At 30.8% G+C, this 19532-nt stretch carries 10 protein-coding genes; 5 read left to right on the top strand and 5 right to left on the bottom strand.

The window, feature by feature from the left end; genetic code table 11:
- Position 1 precedes the first annotated feature (1 nt).
- Genes P161_RS19075 through P161_RS0108070 form a run of 4 tightly spaced genes read right to left on the bottom strand, consistent with a single transcriptional unit; the run spans position 2 to position 11571 of the window.
- Entirely contained in the window at positions 2–1279 is a 1278-nt protein-coding gene (locus P161_RS19075) for a hypothetical protein (RefSeq protein ID WP_026776509.1), read from the bottom strand.
- Between the two features lie 3 nt (positions 1280–1282).
- On the bottom strand, positions 1283–9757 hold the full coding sequence (locus tag P161_RS0108080) for a LamG-like jellyroll fold domain-containing protein (RefSeq protein WP_026776508.1): 8475 nt from the start codon (positions 9755–9757) through the stop codon (positions 1283–1285).
- Between the two features lie 21 nt (positions 9758–9778).
- Positions 9779–10723, bottom strand: a complete 945-nt coding sequence (locus P161_RS0108075) for a tail fiber protein (RefSeq protein ID WP_026776507.1) — start codon at positions 10721–10723, stop codon at positions 9779–9781.
- Positions 10724–10752: 29 nt separating this feature from the next.
- A complete protein-coding gene (locus tag P161_RS0108070; protein WP_026776506.1) occupies positions 10753–11571 on the bottom strand; it encodes a helix-turn-helix domain-containing protein in 819 nt (272 codons plus the stop codon).
- A gap of 194 nt (positions 11572–11765) precedes the next feature.
- Here P161_RS0108070 and P161_RS0108065 point away from each other — a divergent pair, with 194 nt between their 5' ends.
- Positions 11766–13520 carry a hypothetical protein gene (locus tag P161_RS0108065; RefSeq protein ID WP_026776505.1) on the top strand — a complete coding sequence of 585 codons (1755 nt, stop codon included), beginning with the start codon at positions 11766–11768 and terminating at the stop codon, positions 13518–13520.
- A 102-nt stretch (positions 13521–13622) separates the two neighbouring features.
- Here the strand turns inward: P161_RS0108065 and P161_RS0108060 are convergent, their stop codons facing one another.
- Positions 13623–16247 (bottom strand): DUF5916 domain-containing protein, encoded by a 2625-nt coding sequence (locus P161_RS0108060; RefSeq protein ID WP_026776504.1) that lies wholly within the window; start codon positions 16245–16247, stop codon positions 13623–13625.
- 240 nt (positions 16248–16487) lie between these two features.
- On the opposite strand from P161_RS0108060, the gene rplM reads away from it, so the two are divergent.
- From rplM to tsf, 4 genes are all read left to right on the top strand, one after another.
- Entirely contained in the window at positions 16488–16943 is a 456-nt protein-coding gene (gene rplM, locus P161_RS0108055) for a 50S ribosomal protein L13 (protein ID WP_026776503.1), read from the top strand.
- Positions 16943–17329, top strand: coding sequence for a 30S ribosomal protein S9 (gene rpsI / locus P161_RS0108050; RefSeq protein ID WP_026776502.1), 387 nt, complete (start codon positions 16943–16945; stop codon positions 17327–17329). The genes rplM and rpsI overlap by 1 nt, the downstream gene beginning before the upstream one ends.
- A 173-nt stretch (positions 17330–17502) precedes the next feature.
- Entirely contained in the window at positions 17503–18294 is a 792-nt protein-coding gene (rpsB, locus tag P161_RS0108045; protein ID WP_026776501.1) for a 30S ribosomal protein S2, read from the top strand.
- A gap of 35 nt (positions 18295–18329) precedes the next feature.
- Complete coding sequence (gene tsf / locus P161_RS0108040; RefSeq protein ID WP_026776500.1) at positions 18330–19301, top strand: translation elongation factor Ts; 972 nt, start codon at positions 18330–18332, stop codon at positions 19299–19301.
- The last annotated feature ends 231 nt before the right edge of the window (positions 19302–19532 follow it).

The following is a 19532-nucleotide window of genomic DNA, read 5'->3' as shown; positions in this document are numbered from 1 at the left end:
ATTAATTATGATTTGTAACTGTAGTTCGTAATGGATTGCCTACCAAATCTGTAATTGCATTGTCTGCTTTCAAACTTAACCCAATAGTGCCATTTGTATTTTCAATATTTGTAATTGTGGCTGTATAATTAGTATCGCTAATTTTAGCAAGTGATATAACAGCTCCAGCAATAGAATTGAAATCTGTTGCAAAAATATTTTTTACAGGCTCATTAAACGTTATTAAAAACGCTACTGAATTCGCATTTGTAAGCGTTGCCAAAGGCGATTTTCTTGTTATAGAAATTAAAAAAGGCGCATTAGCATCAAACAAAAAATCTATTTTACTAGAAGTTTGGTTAGTTGTATTATTTGATGTCTTAATGGAATTTTCTGGAATTTCTATTGAAAAATCACCTTGTTGAATGGCAACTATATTTAGTTTATAATTTAAATTGTCTACTTTAGAAATATTTTGAATGATAGCATTCGATAAAACAAAATTCTCCTTTTCTAACGCTACAATTGGTTGATTAAATGTTACTTGAATTTCTGTTGGATTTTCAACAACTTGAGTTCTTGCTGTAGTTAAACTTACAGCTAACTCTTGAATATTTTGATCTTTGATGATAACAATATCATAGTTTTTTAGGACAGATTCATCTTCAGAAAGCACTTGAAACTTAATAGGATTTGAAAAATTTTGAGAAGAGACTCCAGAATTTTGAAGCACAAAATCGACATATACTTTTGCTCCAGTATTTGTTGTAAAATTGGCAACTAAATTATTAAGATTTACAGTAGATGGTAAAGTAATTTCTATTGTATCAGCAACAATTGAAGTTGCTAAAACAGTTGTGTTTTTAAAAGAAAAATCGGTAATATTTGCTTGATTATTTAAAGCAGTACTTGCAATGGAATACGATTGAAAAACACTCCCCACATTTCTATCGATTTGAAAATTTATAGTTTGCACTGCATCAACAACATTGTTTGCTGTACTATTGTAAATTTTAAACGAAACTGGGCTATTACTTGTAGAATTGTAAACCGTTAAATAAGCTACATATTTATCTTCATCAGCCAAATACACCAAATTTGCAACACCCCTAACTTCATTATCTATAAAGGCAGCTACTTTATCATTTGTGGATGATAAAGTAGTGCCATTTACATTTAAAAATGCAGTAAACGTCATACTGTATTGATAATTACTTGGATTTACAGACCAATTAGGGTCTTGTGAAAAACAAATAGTTACAGAAAAACTCAACAAAAATGCAAGCAAAACTTTTTTCATCAGTTACTTTTTAATCATTTTTTTAAGAACGGTTTCTCCTAAATCATTCGTTAAACGAATTAGGTAAATTCCATTTGCTAAATTTGATGTATTTAAAGTAATTTTATTGTCTTGATTTATTTTTTTAGACACGATAGAAACACCAATAGTATTGAAAACCTCTACTTTAGAAATTTGAAAACTTGTTGATGAAAAGTCTACATTAATTTCATTTGTAAACGGATTTGGATACAAAACTGCCTCGTTTAAAATAGCATTTTCTAGTGATAATGCACTTGCAGAAAGTAGTATAGGATTTTCGAAATCTCCAACAACTTTATTGCTTTCAAATTCAAAACTCATATTGATATCAACTTCTTCAAAATCATTTGCCAATACATACTTTAACGTTTCTGGTTGATTGCTAAACACAGTTATAAAACTGTATTTTTTGTTATCAATTTCAGAAATTTCTGCAGTACCTCTTAGTTGATTATTCATATCGAAAACCAACACTTTTGTAAAGTTTTCATCTGCAACAACCTCTGCAACAATATTCATGTTGCTTGCATATTGTGTAAAATCTTCATTGGTATTATTTTGTTTTGCTAACACACTTTTTGAAAAAAATGTTTTTTGAAGTATGCTTGTGTTTGGGTATTTTAAACTTTGCGTTTTACTAGATTTTAGCATGTACCCTTTGTTAGCTTCTAAATAGTTTAAAGTTCCTCTCCAACCTGAATTTGTGTTGTAAATTGCAAAATTAAATTGATCTTTTATTACATCTCCATTTGAAGCATCAAAAAAGGCTAGTGCTTCTTGTATGCTCACATTTTTATGAATTGGAAATGGCAACCAGTTCCATTTTGCAACATCATCTTCATTAGCTTTACCTTCAACTGTAAAAATAAATTTACTAATGTCTACTTCTGGGCCTTTTAAACGTAAATTATTGGCTTTGGCTAGTTTTATTTTATACATTTTAGCTGTATTCAAAGCTTTTAAATTCCCATTCCACTTACTATTTTCGTAGTTTGCAAACTCAACTTGAGATTTTATAATATCTCCCTCAGTTTCATCTAATTGAATTAAACTAGCTGCTAAATTAGAAAACCTACTATCATCTGCATAAAAAGACATCCAAGACCAGCCTTTATTTAGTGCAATGTTTTGCTCAGCAAAAGTGGTAGTAGAAAATACTTTTGGAGTATCATTAGATCCTAAAATATCATTTTGAATGAAAGGAACACTTTCTACATTATCTATAGCTGCTGTAATGATTTTACCATTGATAGCATCCCAAATTTTAAAAGTTACATTTTTGGTGATAACATTATTATCTGCATCTAATTCTTGTGAATTGTAAATGGTTAAATACGTAAAATAAGCATCATAAAAAGCATCATAAATTAAATAGGCTTCTCCTTTTGGTTCATCATCTATAAAAGCACCCACTTTTGTAAAAGCATCTCTAGAAAAAGATCCGTTAATTTCTATTTTACCAATCACATTCATGCTACTGTCAAAATCTTGTGGATTTACAGCCCAATTTGGAGCATCACTTAATACACGAAGATTGAATGACAAACGGTCATTAAAACCAGAAGCAGTTTGCAAGAAAATATCTGCTGTGTAATTGCCCATTGCCAAATCTTTATCTACTGTAAACGTAATCGTTCTAGCAGAATTTGCATTTATAGCACCACTTGTTTTATCTGCTTGTAGCCAAACAGGCAAACTTGAAAGTGTATAAGGTTGATTGCTGCCACCAATATTTACAACATCCATCGTAAAACTATAAGTTTCACCTACAATTTTTTGGGTGATGATTTCTTTGGTTTGATCTTGCGTAAACCATTCTATTTCTTGTCTATTTACCAAAGCAGACCAAGTTACAGGTGAATTCTGAGTATTAAAATGTGTATCTGACATTCTTGCTACAGAAAAGTTGATGATTTCACCTTCGTATAAACTCCATTCTTCTGCTGTTAATTCTGGTGTAATAATCATTTCATCACCATTGATAACTGTAGAAAAAGGAATGTTTGTAAATTGTAATTGAGGTTTTAATGGTGGCGAATCTTGCACATAATTTTGATTTGCTCCACTCAAAACTGCAAAAGTTGTACCTGTTGTTAAGTTTCTATCTGCATGATTATAGGCAGGACCATTGCTGGTATTTGTAGCATCTTCATTAAAGTCTACATATAATAACAAACCTGTGGTTTCCTTATTAACTTCAAAATAACGATCTCTTTTAATTTGCTCAAAACTTCTTGCTGTATTCCATAATCTTACCTCATCTAACAACCCTGTAAAATGACTATCAACTTCATCTGAACCTCCAGAATACTGAAACAATCTTCCACCTAAAACAATTTTGTTTCCAGAAATTCCTCCAATTTTTGCTGATGATACAGCACTTTCTTCATTACCATTTACAAACGTGCTTAAAGAACTACCTCTTTTAAGAACAATTGCAACATGACTCCAAGAATCTACCTCTAAATCATTCAAGGTTAATTGGAAGGTTTCGTTTTCAGTTGTAAGCTCTAAATGTTTGTTTTCTTTTAAGTTGATAGCCCATTTATTTCGATAACCATTTGTTAAAGTAGGTTCAGAATTATCTCCTTTTCCATTAGAAAAAATAGTTCCTTTGCTTGTGGCATCTGGCTTTATCCAGAAAGACAAAGTAATATCCTCTAAATGTGTAGGCTGAACAAAACCAACATTGTTTAACGTTAGGTGTTCGTTATTTTTAAATTCGTAACCAGTTCCTTTTGGAAAAATATCCCAAGCTAAAGCTACAGTTGCATTTTTTCTTTTGGCCTTGTCAATAGCAATTCCCCCAAAACCTTCGTCTAACTTCCAGTAACCTTGTAGATTTAATTCTCTACCTGTTAAGGTTACATCTTTTGCAACTGTTGCTTGCGCTGGCGTAAATGGCTTAGACCACATACGAATATCATGTAAATTCCCAACAACATTAGTACCTCCTAAAAAGATAGATGCTGCTGTATTAAAATCTATTTCTTCATCTAAAACTTTAGCTTCTAAAACCTGCCCATTTTCTAAAATTAACAATTGTGGCGAACTTCCATTTTGATAAACAAAAGAATAGAAATTGTATTGAGAAGCATCTAAAGATCTATTATTTGTTTTTGTAGAAACGGTTTGATTTCCTATAGAAAAATCTAAATGATTACCATCAATAGCAACTTTAATTCCGTTTTCTTGAGATACCAAATTTCCTTTACCAGTTGTACTGTTGTTATACCAAAATTGCAGTGCAAAAGATTGGTTATTCAATCGTTGATTTGGCAATTCTATTTGATTTGAAGAACCATCTAAATACACAGAAACACTATGATCTATTTCCTGCTGATTTTTTAAACCTGTAACTCTTATTTCTGATGTTATTCTTTTAAAAATTGGTTCGTTAAAACGTACAGTTACATCCTCACCAACATCTAAAATACCATCTGTAGGTTTTGGTGTTCCAAAAACAACAGGTGCATTTAGGTTGATAATTCCAGAGATAATATCTGAAGTGTTTGTTATATTGTCTGTACAGTAAGATACTGCTCTAATTTCATAGTTTCCATCAGGAATATTATCTGCAACAATATCCCAATTGTAGGTAAAATCTGCATCAGAAGAACTAATGACAATACCTTCTGTATCGCCAGCAGTTGTTTTTAACGCTTCAGAACCATAGTAGCTTGCAAACTTAGTCCAGTTAGAAGCACTTGCATTTCTATATTGCAATTCTATTTTATTAAAACCGCTAAAATCTACATTAAAATCTGTAAACGTAATTGGCAATGTATTTGTAGTTGTATTCCCATTAACATCTACTGAATAGGCTTCATTAGTATTGAAAATAAAATTATTTTCTGGAGCAGAAACTACTACATTAGAACATGATTTTTTAAATTCTGCTGTTATTTCTACTGAGATTTCATCTTTTTCACTTGCAAAAGCACAAGGACTATACAAGTATAATTTAATATCTTCATAACTAAACCTACTAGAACTGCTTGACTTTGTAATTTCGATTGGAAACTCTATAGTTTCATTAAAAGGTAAAAAGATATTTGTTCCATTTGTTTCTAAACTAATTTCTGCGCCATTTAGAGTTGTTGAATCAAAATCAAGAATAAATTCTAAATCGGATTGTGTTTCACTGGTGTTTTTTAAATACACTTTAAAGACAGCAGCTTCACTTTCTGGAACGTTTGTAATTAGATTTTTTTCTACTGAGATTTCTGCATTGTAAACTCTGTTCGTTGCTTCAGATAAAACTTCTCCTCCTGCTCCAATTACATTAGCATCAAAACCATCATTTTTAAAGAAAATAGATGTTGTTGCATCTTCATAAGGACAAGATGTTGTACCTCCTCTTGTTATAAAAACAGGGCCATTACCATCAAACATACTTACTACATCTACACTTAATAAATTGCTTTTATCATTGTCTTTTAAGGTGTAAGATATTGTGTTACTTATATCTTGTGTTGTTGTATTGCTGTCTGTTTCTACAGAGCCTGTTCTTGTTGTAAAGTTTAAACTTCTACCAACACCATTTATAAAAAAACCAAGATCTGCAGCAAATTCGTTATCTATATCTATGGTGTTTGTATATGTATTTGATGTTAAAACAGATGTTGAGATTGAGTTGCTAAATTCGCCTAAACCAGCATCAAAAGATCTATTTGAATAAAAATTTTCGTTTACCAAAGCTGCTAAACCACTTCTAAGGCTTGGATCAAAATTATTTGTAACATTAGCAATTACTGCATTCTTAACAGCTTCACGATTGTTTTTTGCATCGTATTTTGCTTTTTCATTATTCTGAACAACTTTTTTCCATAGTTCTGCTTGAGCAGTATAATATGTTGCAGATTTTGCTTCTACACCATTTTGACTCGTTGAACCTGTAGCTGCCAAACGCTCTAAATCTGGTATTAATGTTTCAACAATATATTTTTGAGAATAGGTGAAAAAAGTATTGGTAGGTTGCTCTGCAATAAAGTAATCTTTAGAAGTACTTATGTACAAATTCTTGTCATTACCATCTTTATCTTTTACAACTATTGGTAGGTTAGGAATGGTAGCATTGTTTAAATCTAAAGGAATATTTTCTGTAATGAAAATATTATCAAAAATACCATAATAAATATTTTTTGCATTCCCAATAAATAAATCTCCATCTGCACCTACAAAAGAAGGATCATCACTTGTAGAAATAGATTGATTAAAAGTATAGGTAATTTCAGTTTCATTTGCTGATGTATTTTCTGTAGATCTCGAAAAATTAAGATCAAAATCTGCAACTACATCTATTTCTGTGTCTACTGATGCAAAAATTACTCCCTTAGAAAAGGTAACATCTGGACCAATTGATGTAAAAATACCGAAGTTTGTAAAACCTGTATCTGTAGATGCAGTAGATGTTTTCATTTTTATAGAAGTTCCTTTTTCTATAGTTGCATAACTATTGGTACCTGGAGGATCTCTTAAAATAACTTCTGGCACTTCTGGTGCAGAAGTTACAAATGTTTTACCTGCAGATGGCCTACCTCCTTTTACAATACCCGAACTTTTAAAATCTGAAAGATTAGAAATTGACAAAGGATTACTACCTTCTATAACATATTGTACTGCAATATTTTGCGCAAAACCATCTGTAACTGTAATGTTTGGTAAACCTGCATTAAAAGAATATTCATACTTGGTATTGTTATCTTTTAATACAATTTCTTGCGTGTCTGATTGTGCTAAATTATTGGTAATATTAAATGCACCTTCTGTAAAAAATTCTTTTGTGGTTACTGGTTCATCAGCATCATTGTTTATGTATTCTTGCACCACTTCAAAAGTAAATTTATACTTTTCTCTTTGGGTATAAATAGGTGTGTTTAACGCACTAATATCAAAAGTTTTATCTTCTATAGTAAATTCAGTATCAAATTCTTGTTCTAAAAGATATACAGCCACATCTGAATTATACCTGAAACTTTTTACATAATGGTAAGGATCTGAACTTACAACAGTATTGTCTTTTGTGGTGTATTCTGATGTTTTTAACTCAGGTATTTCTCTTAAATCTATGGTTTCTGTACTTGTTAATATAGAAATATCTGTATTTGTTGGAATTGTAATTCCGTTTTGTAAAATACTATATTGATAAGGAATTAACGCTACTTTATACTCGCCAGTTTCTGGATTTGTAGTAATTATTTTATCTAAGGATGTTGAGTTTGTTTCGCCCTTAAAAGTAATTTGAGCTACACCAATATTGTTATTTGATGATATAGTTTCTGTGGTTTCATTTACAGTATCTTCGAAATTTTTAAAGGTGTTTTTACCCTCAAAACCAAAACCAACTGGCTTTTCGAATTCTTTTTTACCTCCAACAACTTTACCTACTAAAGTTACTCTAGTACTATCTATAAAATACCTGGTTTCTATTTGATCTTCGAAAAACTCGAATGTACCTTCTTCTGGAAAACGCCCATTGAGTGCAAATGTATGTCCGTTTTTTTCGAGTTCTACTTTATGCCTTCCAATAGGTACATCAATAGTAAAAGTACCATCTTCGTTAGTTAAAACACGCTGATTGTCTTCATCAAAAACAATATTACCATCTACTAAAATAGTAGCCCCACCAACACCAATAACTGGATATTGATTTAAAACACCACCTTCATAAAAACCTGTATTTGGATTTTTTGTACCTCCTACATAGTAATATTCACCCTTATTTATCAAAACATCACCTAACAAATATTGGTTGTAATTTTCTGAATCTCTTAAATTGGTGGGTTCTGTACTTGCAATGGGTTTAAAAACATCTTGTACGTTAAAAATAGCTTTACCTCTAAAGGTAAATGAAGAAACATCTATAAAATCTACTTTATTTACTACAGGTTCATCTCTCCCTAAAAACAACGTTTGTGTTGCTGGATTAAATTCATGAACCCCCAAAGAAGGTGTAATTTCGAAACTTTCTCCTGAACCTGCATAAGGTATTGCAGCAATTGTATAACTACCATTGTTATCGGTAACACCAAAAACACCTAACTGATCTCTTCTTGGTACTTTTAAAGAGTAGTTAATACCCGAATTATTACTATCTTTAATTAATCTTGCGTGGTTTTCATTTTGAATATTACCAACTTTAGAAATATCATATAAAAAATCACCTGCATTTTCATCTGCTCTTAAATAAACTTTTAATCCGCTTTCACTTCCGTTTAAATATCTTCTGTAATCTTTTCTAATTTGATCTTCAGTTAAAATTCTATCCCAAACTCTAATTTCATCGACATTTACTCCTGCTAAAGTAGCACCAATATCTATTTGATTTATTTTTTCTGTAGCATCTGGGTTGTAAATGGCAGTTCTAAAAAAAGTTACTACAGGTTTAGTTATGTTAGCTGACACAGTTGCGTTATTCAACTTATCTTGTGTCATTTCTCTGGCATTTATGTAAACTTTAGGTTCTTTGCCTTTTTCCATCACAAAAGACAAGTGATAAAAATCGTTACTGGTAAATTGGTTAATATCTTTATAAATATCATTCCCTAAAGCATCTATTTCGCCTGTTGGTAAACTACCTCTAACATGTATGTTAAAAATATAATTATTGTTTTTATACACATCTATTACAAACGCATTTGCACTCGTTATTTTGGAAACTATGGAATATCCTTGTCCATTACTTGTAGAGTAATAAAAAAGATCGCCTGCATTGTCTTGTTTTACAAAAGAAGACCATGCTTGGATAGAAATTTTATTTGCATTAATACTTTTGTTTAAAATACCTGTAGAGGCATAACCTCCATTGATAAAAATACTGCTACCTGCACTATTTTCTGCACCTACAGCTTCTGCATATACAGTAACATCTTTTACAGGATTACCACCTTCGTAACTAATATTACCAGAAACTGTAGCTGTTGGGTTTCTAAAACCAATGCCTTTTATAAAGTTAAAAAACTCCTCTTCTTTTGCTTCAGAGACTCCTTGTGCTTTTACTCTGTATTCATACAATGTACCACCTTGTGTTTGAAAATCATTGTACTCAAAAACATCTTTTGCTAAAGTAGCTATTCTTTGTTCTGGGTTATCAGTGCCTAATTCCTTTCTAAAAATTTGTATGTTCGTAATAATATTTTCATTCGCACCGATTTCCCAAGTTAAACGAACTCTATCTGGATAATAGCCTTTTGATATTTGGTATTTATCACTTATAAACGTATTTGGTACGTATAAAATTGAATACGGAAAAGCCACAGAAGTATTTTGTGCACCTGTACTTGTGTTAAACAAAATTGCGCCACCAACTTGCATGTTTAAATTTAGGTTTGTGCTATGCTGAATTTCTTGTTGTGCACCTGCACCTGTAAAAATTTGATTTTTACTTTGTGGGGTTTGTGCATGGAGCGTTAAACCCCAAATACAGACCACAAAGAGTAGTATTTTTTTTATCATGATAAAAAGTTTAGGGTTTGTTTATAATTTTATGATGTAGTTAACAACCACTGTCCAAGGTCTGTTTTCTTCTCCTCTGACTGCAAGGGTTTGTCCGCCATTTTGAATTGCACCCACATCTGCTGTATTTCCAGATACATTATGGTTATGTGAACCTGTTGTACTCGTATTACGATCTAAATAACTTTTTTTCCAAGCTACAAAACCGCTTTGTGGCACCACAAAATCCCTTGGCTCTGAACCTCCAGCAGTGTTAAGTTGAAACTGACTGACAAAATGTGAATGATCTCCAGTATAGTTAGTATTAATATTTACACCATGATTATGCCCAGCAATAGTTTGGTCTAAATATTGTCTTACTTGCGTATTTTCGTCATAAATAGTGATACCTATATTACTAGATACACCTTGACCTCTTAAAAAACGTGCTCTTAAATCTGGTATGGTATTTCCAATAACCGCTCTTAAAGCTGCATATTGGTTGCCAGTAGCAATATTTTGTCCTGTACACTTTACCCAACCATCAGGTATTTTATTGTCATCACCCATAAAAGCCACTACAGTACCTGGAGGTACACCATTTTCTGCTTTTTTAGCAAAATGTGCATAAGGTACATATTGCAAAGGTTGGTTATATACTTGTACATTGTTGCTATTATAATTTATCCAAACTATTAATTTTAAACCTTGTTGACTAAAATCTACATTGTTAAAAACAGTACCATCTGCAGCTGTTCCTGTACTTACAACATGAGAGAAAAGTCCAAAATTATCTGTCCTAATTTGTTGTGTTTCTCTAAACAACACAGCATCTGCAGTATCTGTAATTCTAAAATCGAAACTTAAAGTTTCGTTTGTAATTGCTGCATTTGTATTGTCTCTTGCAATACCTTGCACTGCTATACCTTGTGCAAATGTTGTAATTGAAATTACAAGTAATAATAGCGTAGTGTAAATTGTTTTCATAGTATTATGCTTTATTTGTGTTTTATATTTTAATTTGTATTGTTTTTTACGTATTCTCTTGCCAAGGCATTCGTTAAAAGTGGGTTAAAATTATTACTATACTCTTTAATACTTTGTCCTAAAAATTTTTTAAAGTCTTTTTCAAAATGAGATTGATCGTAATAATCGTATTTTGCAATTAAACTTGTTAAAGAATCATGTTCTTGTTTTTCTAGCTCTCTTATAATATTGTTAAAACGCACCAGGCAAATAAAACGATAAGGACTAGCACCTACTTCTCTAGCAAAAATTCTCTCTAACGTACGTTTTGAATGTGGAAAAACATCTAACAGTTCTTGCACTGTTAACATCCCTTTTTTGTTAAAGATGTATGCTGTAATTTCTACAGAAGGTCTCATAATTGTCCAATCTCTGTAATATTCTCTTAAATGTTGATCCGTTATTTTAGCAATTTCATCAATATCCTGAATGGTTTCTAAAGCCGTATATAAACTCTCTATTACATCATCTTCCACATATAAAGACAAGTCTATTAATTGATTTCTATTTTTTATAGAGTGTATTTTTGTGATATTGTATAGCAAATAATTTGGCAATTCTATAGATAACCAACTACTGTTGCTACATCCTTTTACCATAAAGTAATCTCCTGTACCTTTTACAAAAACTCGTGGAATAGCTACTTTTTTATCTAGGTAATTAAAAGCCTCTATGTTGCCATATCTTAACATTATGTAGGTATACCCATAATCGCTAATGAGTTGCTCAGGCATATCTTCTAAATAATTAATACGTGTAATATCTTTAAAAAGAGTATGTTGAAAATCTTCTTTGTGTAAGAACTCCATTTAAGATAATTGTTGTTTTGTAAAAGTAAAAAGTAAAAAAAGAAATGTTCTGTAAATTTGCGCCATTATATTAAACATTTTATTTTCTTCAAAAATCCCTTAATATTTTTACTTTTTGGTATTTTAGATGTCTACAAATTATCTACATTTACCAAAATGAAGTCTATTTAGAGCAATATTTATAAAATTTTAAAATGAATTTAAACCGTATTACAATTTTATTTATCAGCTTTCTTGTTAGTATTACTATTAACTGTCAAGAAAAACACACCTTGCAAAGTGCAACAGATTTGCTATTAAATGGCGATTTAAAAAAGGCTTCTAAAGTTATAGACAGTTTATTAAATACGGATGTTTCTTTGTCAGATAGAGGATATTTAAAACTTAGAAAAGCTACAATTTTTAGAATGAAAGGGAACAATCAAGAATTTTTAAAAGAGCTTGATACTGTTTTTATTGTTGCAAAAAAAATAGATAATAAAATTTTAGAAGCAGATGCCTTAATTCAAAAAGTAACCTATTTAAATGGTAAAAAAGGACAGGCATTATCTGCAATGGCTAAATACGTTGCTATTGCAGAAGAAACTAAAAATAGCAGGTTATTATACAACGCAAATGTTGCTTTAACATCTTTTTCTTTAAAAGGGAAAGATCCAAAGAAAGCAAAAGTATTTTTTAAAAAAGCGGTAAAAGCAGATCAAGAAAATAGAAATAGTGCCAAACAACAATATCATTTAGATTTAATGTATGCAAACATTCTGAATCAAGAAGAAAAATATGATTCTGCCATATTTTATTTGAAGAAAGCATTACTAAAAACTACTGCATTAAATAAAAAACCCAATCAAACCCAAATATTATCTATACTTGGTAAAAGGGCTCTAGATAACAAAAATTTTGAAAAATCCTATGATTGGTCTTTACAGTCTCAACAATTAGCCAAAGAGATAGCTATTAGACTTTTTATAGAATCATCTTTCGCAAATATGTTTCTACTTTTAATTGAGGTTGAAAAAACAAATGCTATTCTTTTAAAAGAAAAAATATACGCTTTTTTTAATGCTAGTTCTTTTAAAGACGCTTTAAAGATTGTTGAAGAGCAATTAAGTGCATTTAAAAAATACGACCAAAATTTAAAACTATTAAAAGGTTTAAGTGAAGGTTATAAAATTATTGGTGATGCAGAAAAAGCACTTTATTATACGAATGAATGGAGCCAAAAAAACATCGAAAAATTAGAGCAAGAGCAACTAAATATTAACAATTTAATGACCTTAGAGTTAGAAATTTCTAAATTAAATAAAGAAAAAGATACTTTAGAAATAGAAAACAAACTAAACGTTACACAGAAAACGATTTTAATTTTATCTATTATTTTACTATTAATTTTGGGGCTTTTTATATGGTCTCAACAACGTTTAAGGATAAAAGATGCAAAGCTTGTTAAATTATCGATAGAAAAAAACCTTTTAATTGCCGAAAAAAAAGGAGCTAAGCTCGAAAAGAATTTAAAACAAAAAGAATTAGAATTAAATAGTTTTATAAGAGATATGATTGAGAAAAATAGTCAATTGGAAATTATAAATCAAAAACTTAAAAATTCTAACGCTTTAAATTACGATAAAATAAAAGCTGAATTAAAGTCTCAAGAATCTGCTGCAGCAGACAATTGGATAGCCTTTATGTTTAAGTTCGAGCAATTATACCCGAACTTTGCAAAAAAACTTAGACAAAAAATAAATAACATAAGCCCAACAGAAACAAAATTAAGTGTACTTGCTTTTTTAAATTTATCTAGTAAAGAAATTGGCCGATTATTAGGCATTAGTGCCACAAGTGTAAACCAAGGAAAGTATCGATTAAAAAAGAAAATAGGCTTGGATAAAAATACAAATCTAAACGAATTTTTACTACAATTACAGTCGTCAAATACTAATGATAATAAATAGAATGTTAAAATCCCTAAGCTGATATTAAAACCTTTATCACCCTCTACAATAAATACACGAAAACACTATTTACATATTATTCGTGTTGTTTACCTTTTTTATTTACCTCGCAAAACGATAAGTCGCTTTTATTAAAAAAGTATCGTTTGCAGGCTCATTAAATACTTGATTTGAAACACTATCTACCAAGTCATTTATAGGATTTACATTCCCTACAGATCCTCTAGCCCACACAAAAAACAGTTCTGAACCTGGTATATATTCCCATCTTGCTACTAAATTGGTTTGTAATTGTACAAAAGAAAAATCTGGATTTGAGAAACTATAATCTGTAATACCATCTCTATTTTCATCAATTAAATAGTTATCATTTTGAGTAGTTATTTGATTTGTATCGTAGATAGAAATCCTATCATTGATACTTTTACCAACAGGATTTATCACATAATTAAGATCTGTAAATCTTCCGTTAGAAATAAAAGGCTGTCCATAAAACTGTAATGATATATTTGGTGTAAAACTATAATTTAAACGAAGTGTTGTAGTTAATGTTTGGTTTTGAATATTCCCCAAAACATACCTTGCTTCATCATTAAAAGCAGTTTGTGTAACATATTGGGTTGCATCGTATAAGTTTGCATATTCAATATTTAAAGACATACTAAAAGCATCAAAAGGTTGATAGTTGGTGCGTATTACAAAACGATCTCTCGTGGTTACATTCTCTTGGCTATGCCTATTAGAGTATCCTAAAGTAAAACTAAACATTCTACTATTATCAGAATTTAAAAAAAGATAAGCGAAACCCCTATTTGGCCCTCTAAATCTTGGCCCACCTCTTAAAAAGAAATTGTCATATAAATTAGTGTCTTTACCATACCCTATTTCAGTAGACCAATTATTAATCCAATTTACATTTCCTTGCACTTCAAAACCAACTTGATTTAAGTTTCCTTGAAAATCGTAAAAACTGTTTTGTTCAAATCTTACATTAATGTTTCTATAAACATCAGTGGGTACTTGCCATAAGTATCTTAAGTTACCAAACTGAATAATTTCATCTGTTCTTCTTAAAAAACCAACATCATTCAATTCTAATTCTGGAGATCTCCAAATTACACCTCCATTAAATCTCCAATTTCCACCTCCATTTTTACCCATTTCTAATCGACCTCCAGTTCCCGTTAATGACGTTTTGTTTGGATCTACAGAAACATGAGTTGCATCTACTCTTTGAAAATTATGTCTAAGCGTTGTTTGAGTTCGGGTTATAGCTTCTGTACTTCCTAAAACGTGACTCATAATAATATTACCATCAATATAATAATCTCTATTGTTCCAATTATGCTGAAAATCTAGACCACCTGAGTAAGCAGCCTTATGGAGTTCGTTAAAATCTCCATTTAAATTTCTATTTGTGGCTGTAAAAATACCGCCAATAAAAGAGTTTCTTTCATTAAAATCTTTTTGAACACGAGTTACAAAATAGTTGGTTAAAGGCTCTACAATTTCCTCTCTTGTTTCTCCATCAACTTGTCTAATTTCTGCAAATTCATTACCTGTAACACTCTCTAAAACACCTATAGACCAGCCATCTCTAGTTTTACCAGAAAATTTTGCAGCGCCTAAAATTCTTGAGTTTTGGGGTTCATTTGCATATTCTCCAAAAGCTAAATTTGCGTTTCTATGTGGATTTCTACCTATTCTTCTACTGTAAAAAAGATTATCACTTCCGTTGGCAAATTCGTAATCAAATATATTGCTGTTTTCTACAAAAAAAGGACGTTGCTCTCTAAAAAAAATCTGAAAACCATCTAATGCTATAGCTCCAGGATCTGCTTCTACTTGACCAAAATCTGGATTTACAGTCAAGTCTAACGTTAAATCGTTGGTAATACCAATTTTTGCATCTAACCCTGCATTTACCTTAAAATCCGAACCTGTTCTAAAAGGGTTTCCAGCTTCTGGTGGGTATTTATCATATTGTAAAACAGTAAAAGGCTGAATTTCTAATTGCTTTTGTGCTATTAAGTTTTTTAACCCATGTAGCTCGCCAGCTTCACTAATAAAACCAGCTTGGTTATTTGGTATTCTTTGCCAAAGAGATCTTTCTTGTAATCTAAAAATAGTTCTGTTTACATTAAATCCCCAAATTTGTTCAGTATCCTTTCCAAAACGTAATTGACTAAAAGGTATTTTCATTTCTGCTGTCCAACCTTTATCATCAACCTTTGCATCCGTATACCAAATTGGGTTCCAACTATCGTCCCAATTATTTCCATTTTGCGAAGCAAACTCCTCTCCTTTTACGCCAGCAGCTGTTGTTGTAAATACAAATGCGGTTCTTTTATCATGATAACTATCTATAATTACATTTATTCTATCTCCAGCAAAACCATCTCTTCTACTTAATCGTTGTTGAATTAATTCTGGCTCTTCATCAAAAGCTCTTAAGGCAATATAAAGATACTTAGCATCATACATTACTTTAAACATTGTTTGATAGGTAGGAGGCGTGCCTTCATCTGGATCTTTTTCTGTAAAATCTGATGACCATTCTACAACCTCCCAAGCTTTGTCGGAAACATCACCATCGATAACTGGTACTTCTTTTAATTTTTTTGTTGTGTAAATTCTTTTAGGTATTTTTTCATCTTCTAATTCTTGAGCAATTATTGTAGAAGATAATAAAAAACTAAAAAAAAAGAAAGTAAATAGAATTTTCATCTGTTTAAATTGATAATAATTAAGAAATAAACATCAAAAAATGATGATTTAACAATAATGCAAAAGTAGTTTTCTATTTTCTTAATGATATGTTAATTGTGGTTTTTTGAAAAAACATTGATTTAAAAGCAAAAAAATATTATAAAACACTATTTGTCAATCAAATAAATAGCATTACATTTGCACTCCTTTTTTAAGGAAAACATAATTTATTAATAAACAAAAACTAATAGTGTAATTATGAACACATTAAGTTACAAAACAGTATCAGCAAACAGCGCTACCGTAAACAAGGAGTGGGTTTTAGTTGATGCTGACGGTCAAACGTTGGGTCGTCTAGCTTCTAAAGTAGCAAAGCTAATTAGAGGTAAATATAAACCAAACTTTACTCCTCACGTAGATTGTGGAGACAACGTGGTTATTATCAACGCAGAAAAAATTGTTTTAACGGGTAACAAGTGGAAAGAGAAATCTTACATTCGTCATACAGGATATCCAGGAGGACAAAGATCATTAACTGCAACAGAAATGTTTGAGAAAGATCCTACAAGATTAATCGAAAAAGCAGTAAAAGGTATGTTACCAAAAAATATTTTAGGTAGCGCTTTATACAGAAACTTGTATGTATATGCAGGTACAGAGCACAAACATGCAGGTCAAGCACCTAAAGCTATTAACCTTAACGATCTTATATAATGGATATAGTACACAAAATAGGTAGAAGAAAAACGGCTGTTGCTCGTATTTATCTTTCTGAAGGAAAAGGAGAAATTGTAGTAAATAATAAAGATTATAAAAACTACTTTACAACAGGAACTTTACAATATAAAGTACAACAACCTTTAATGTTAACAGAAAACTTAGAGTCTTATGATATTAAAGTTAACGTTTATGGTGGTGGAGTTACTGGTCAGGCAGAAGCAATTCGTTTGGCAATTACTAGAGCATTAGTATCTATTAATGCAGAACACAGATTAATTTTAAAACCAGAAGGTTTATTAACTCGTGATCCAAGAATGGTTGAACGTAAGAAATTCGGTCAGAAAAAAGCACGTAAAAAATTCCAATTCTCGAAACGTTAATCCTTCGTCAAGCTCAGGACTGCTTGTTAAAGTTGTTCAAGCTTATGGATTGTTTAGAGAACTGTTATTATTACAAAAAAATAATATTAAACAGTTTAGTATCTAAATAGTTAGGACTCGAAAGACTACCTAAGTATTGATTTCACAAACAGAAAGTAAACACATTTTAAAAAATGGCAAATATAAATATTCAAGAATTATTAGATAGTGGTGTTCATTTTGGACATTTAACTAGAAAGTGGAATCCAAACATGGCTCCATATATTTATACAGAAAGAAATGGTGTACACATCATTGATTTGTATAAAACTGCAGCTAAAATAGAAGAAACTTCAGAAGCTTTAAAAAAGATTGCGAACTCTGGACGTAAAATTTTATTTGTTGCAACAAAAAAACAAGCAAAAGATATCGTATCTGAAAAAGCGAAAGCTGTTAGCATGCCTTACATTACAGAAAGATGGCCAGGTGGAATGTTAACTAACTTTGTTACTATTAGAAAAGCTGTTAAAAAAATGGCTCATATTGATAGAATGAAGCAAGATGGTTCTTTTGATGCCTTATCGAAAAGAGAAAAATTACAAATTAATCGTCAGAGAGAAAAATTAGAGAAGAATTTAGGTTCTATATCTGATATGACTCGTTTACCTGGTGCTTTATTTATTGTGGATATTAAAAAAGAGCACATTGCAGTTGCAGAAGCTCAAAAATTAAACATCCCAATTTTTGCAATGGTAGATACAAACTCTGATCCAAGAGAAGTAGATTTTGTAATTCCTGCAAATGATGATGCTTCTAAGTCTGTAGATAAAGTTTTATCTTTTTTAACAGATGCAATTGCTGAAGGTTTATCTGAAAGAAAAGCAGATAAAGACAAAGTAAAAGAAGCTAAAGGTCCTAAAGAGCCAAAAGCTCCTAAAAAGGAAGGAAAAGCAAAAGCTGCTAAAGCAACTGACGAAGAAGAATAAAATTAATTTTAATCGATAATTAAAAAATAAATAACATGGAAACAGTAAAAGTAAGTGCTGCTGATGTTAAAAAGTTAAGAGAAGCTACTGGAGCTGGAATGATGGACTGTAAAAAGGCATTAGTTGAAGCTGGTAATGATTTTGACAAAGCAATTGACGTTTTACGTAAAAAAGGTCAGAAAATTGCTGCAAAAAGAGCTGATAGAGAATCTACAGAAGGAGTTGCAGTAACTAAAATTAACGATGACAAAACTGTTGGTGTTGCAATCGTTTTAGCTTGTGAAACTGATTTTGTTGGTAAAAATGATTCTTTTGTAGCTTTAGGTGGTCAGTTTGCTGATATCGCTTTACATACAAACAGTAAAGAAGAGTTTTTAGCTGCTGATTTTGGTGGAATGACTGTTGCTGATAAATTGGTTGAACAAACTGGTGTAATTGGTGAAAAACTAGAAATTACTGCTTTTGAAAAAGTAGAAGCTGCTTATGTTGGTGCTTACACTCACATTGGTAAAATTGCTGCTTTAGTTGGTTTATCTGCTGCTGTAGATAATGCAGAAGAATTGGCAAAAGATGTTGCTATGCAAGTTGCTTCAATGGGTGCAACTACATTATCTTACAAAGATTTTGATCCTGCATTTGTTGCTGCTGAAACTGAAGCTAGAATTGCAGTAATTGAAAAAGATAATATTGAGTTAGGTAGATTAGGTAAAACGTTGAAAAACGTACCTCAATATATTTCTATGTCTCAATTAACTCCAGAAGTTTTAGCAAAAGCAGAAGCTGATGCTAAAGCTGAATTAGCTGCAGAAGGAAAACCAGAAAAAATCTGGGACAGAATTTTACCAGGAAAAATTGATAGATTCATTGCTGATAACACAACTTTAGATATGGAACAGTGTCTTTTAGATCAAACTTTTATTAAGGATGATAAAAAGAACGTTGCAGAATATGTAAAGACGTATGGTGATGTAGAAGTATCTACTTTTAAAAGAGTTACTTTAGGATAATTTAAACTGAATATATTTCAGCACTTTATTCAATAAAATATAAATCCTCGCAGAAATGCGAGGTTTTTTCGTTTTTAAAAATTAATAAAGCTATACAAATCGAGTATTTATTACACGATTGAGTAATTAATACTCAATATAAAATTTAGAATAGTTAATTAATCAACTTATATTCATTACCTTAGATAAAAGCTTGAATTGTGGGCATATCTTTTGAAGATATAACTTTAA

This window comes from Polaribacter sp. Hel_I_88 (assembly GCF_000687935.1).
Classification (GTDB): Bacteria; Bacteroidota; Bacteroidia; order Flavobacteriales; family Flavobacteriaceae; genus Polaribacter.
The sequence above is the reverse complement of the archived record's forward strand: the minus strand, read 5'-3'. Positions and strand labels throughout refer to the sequence as shown.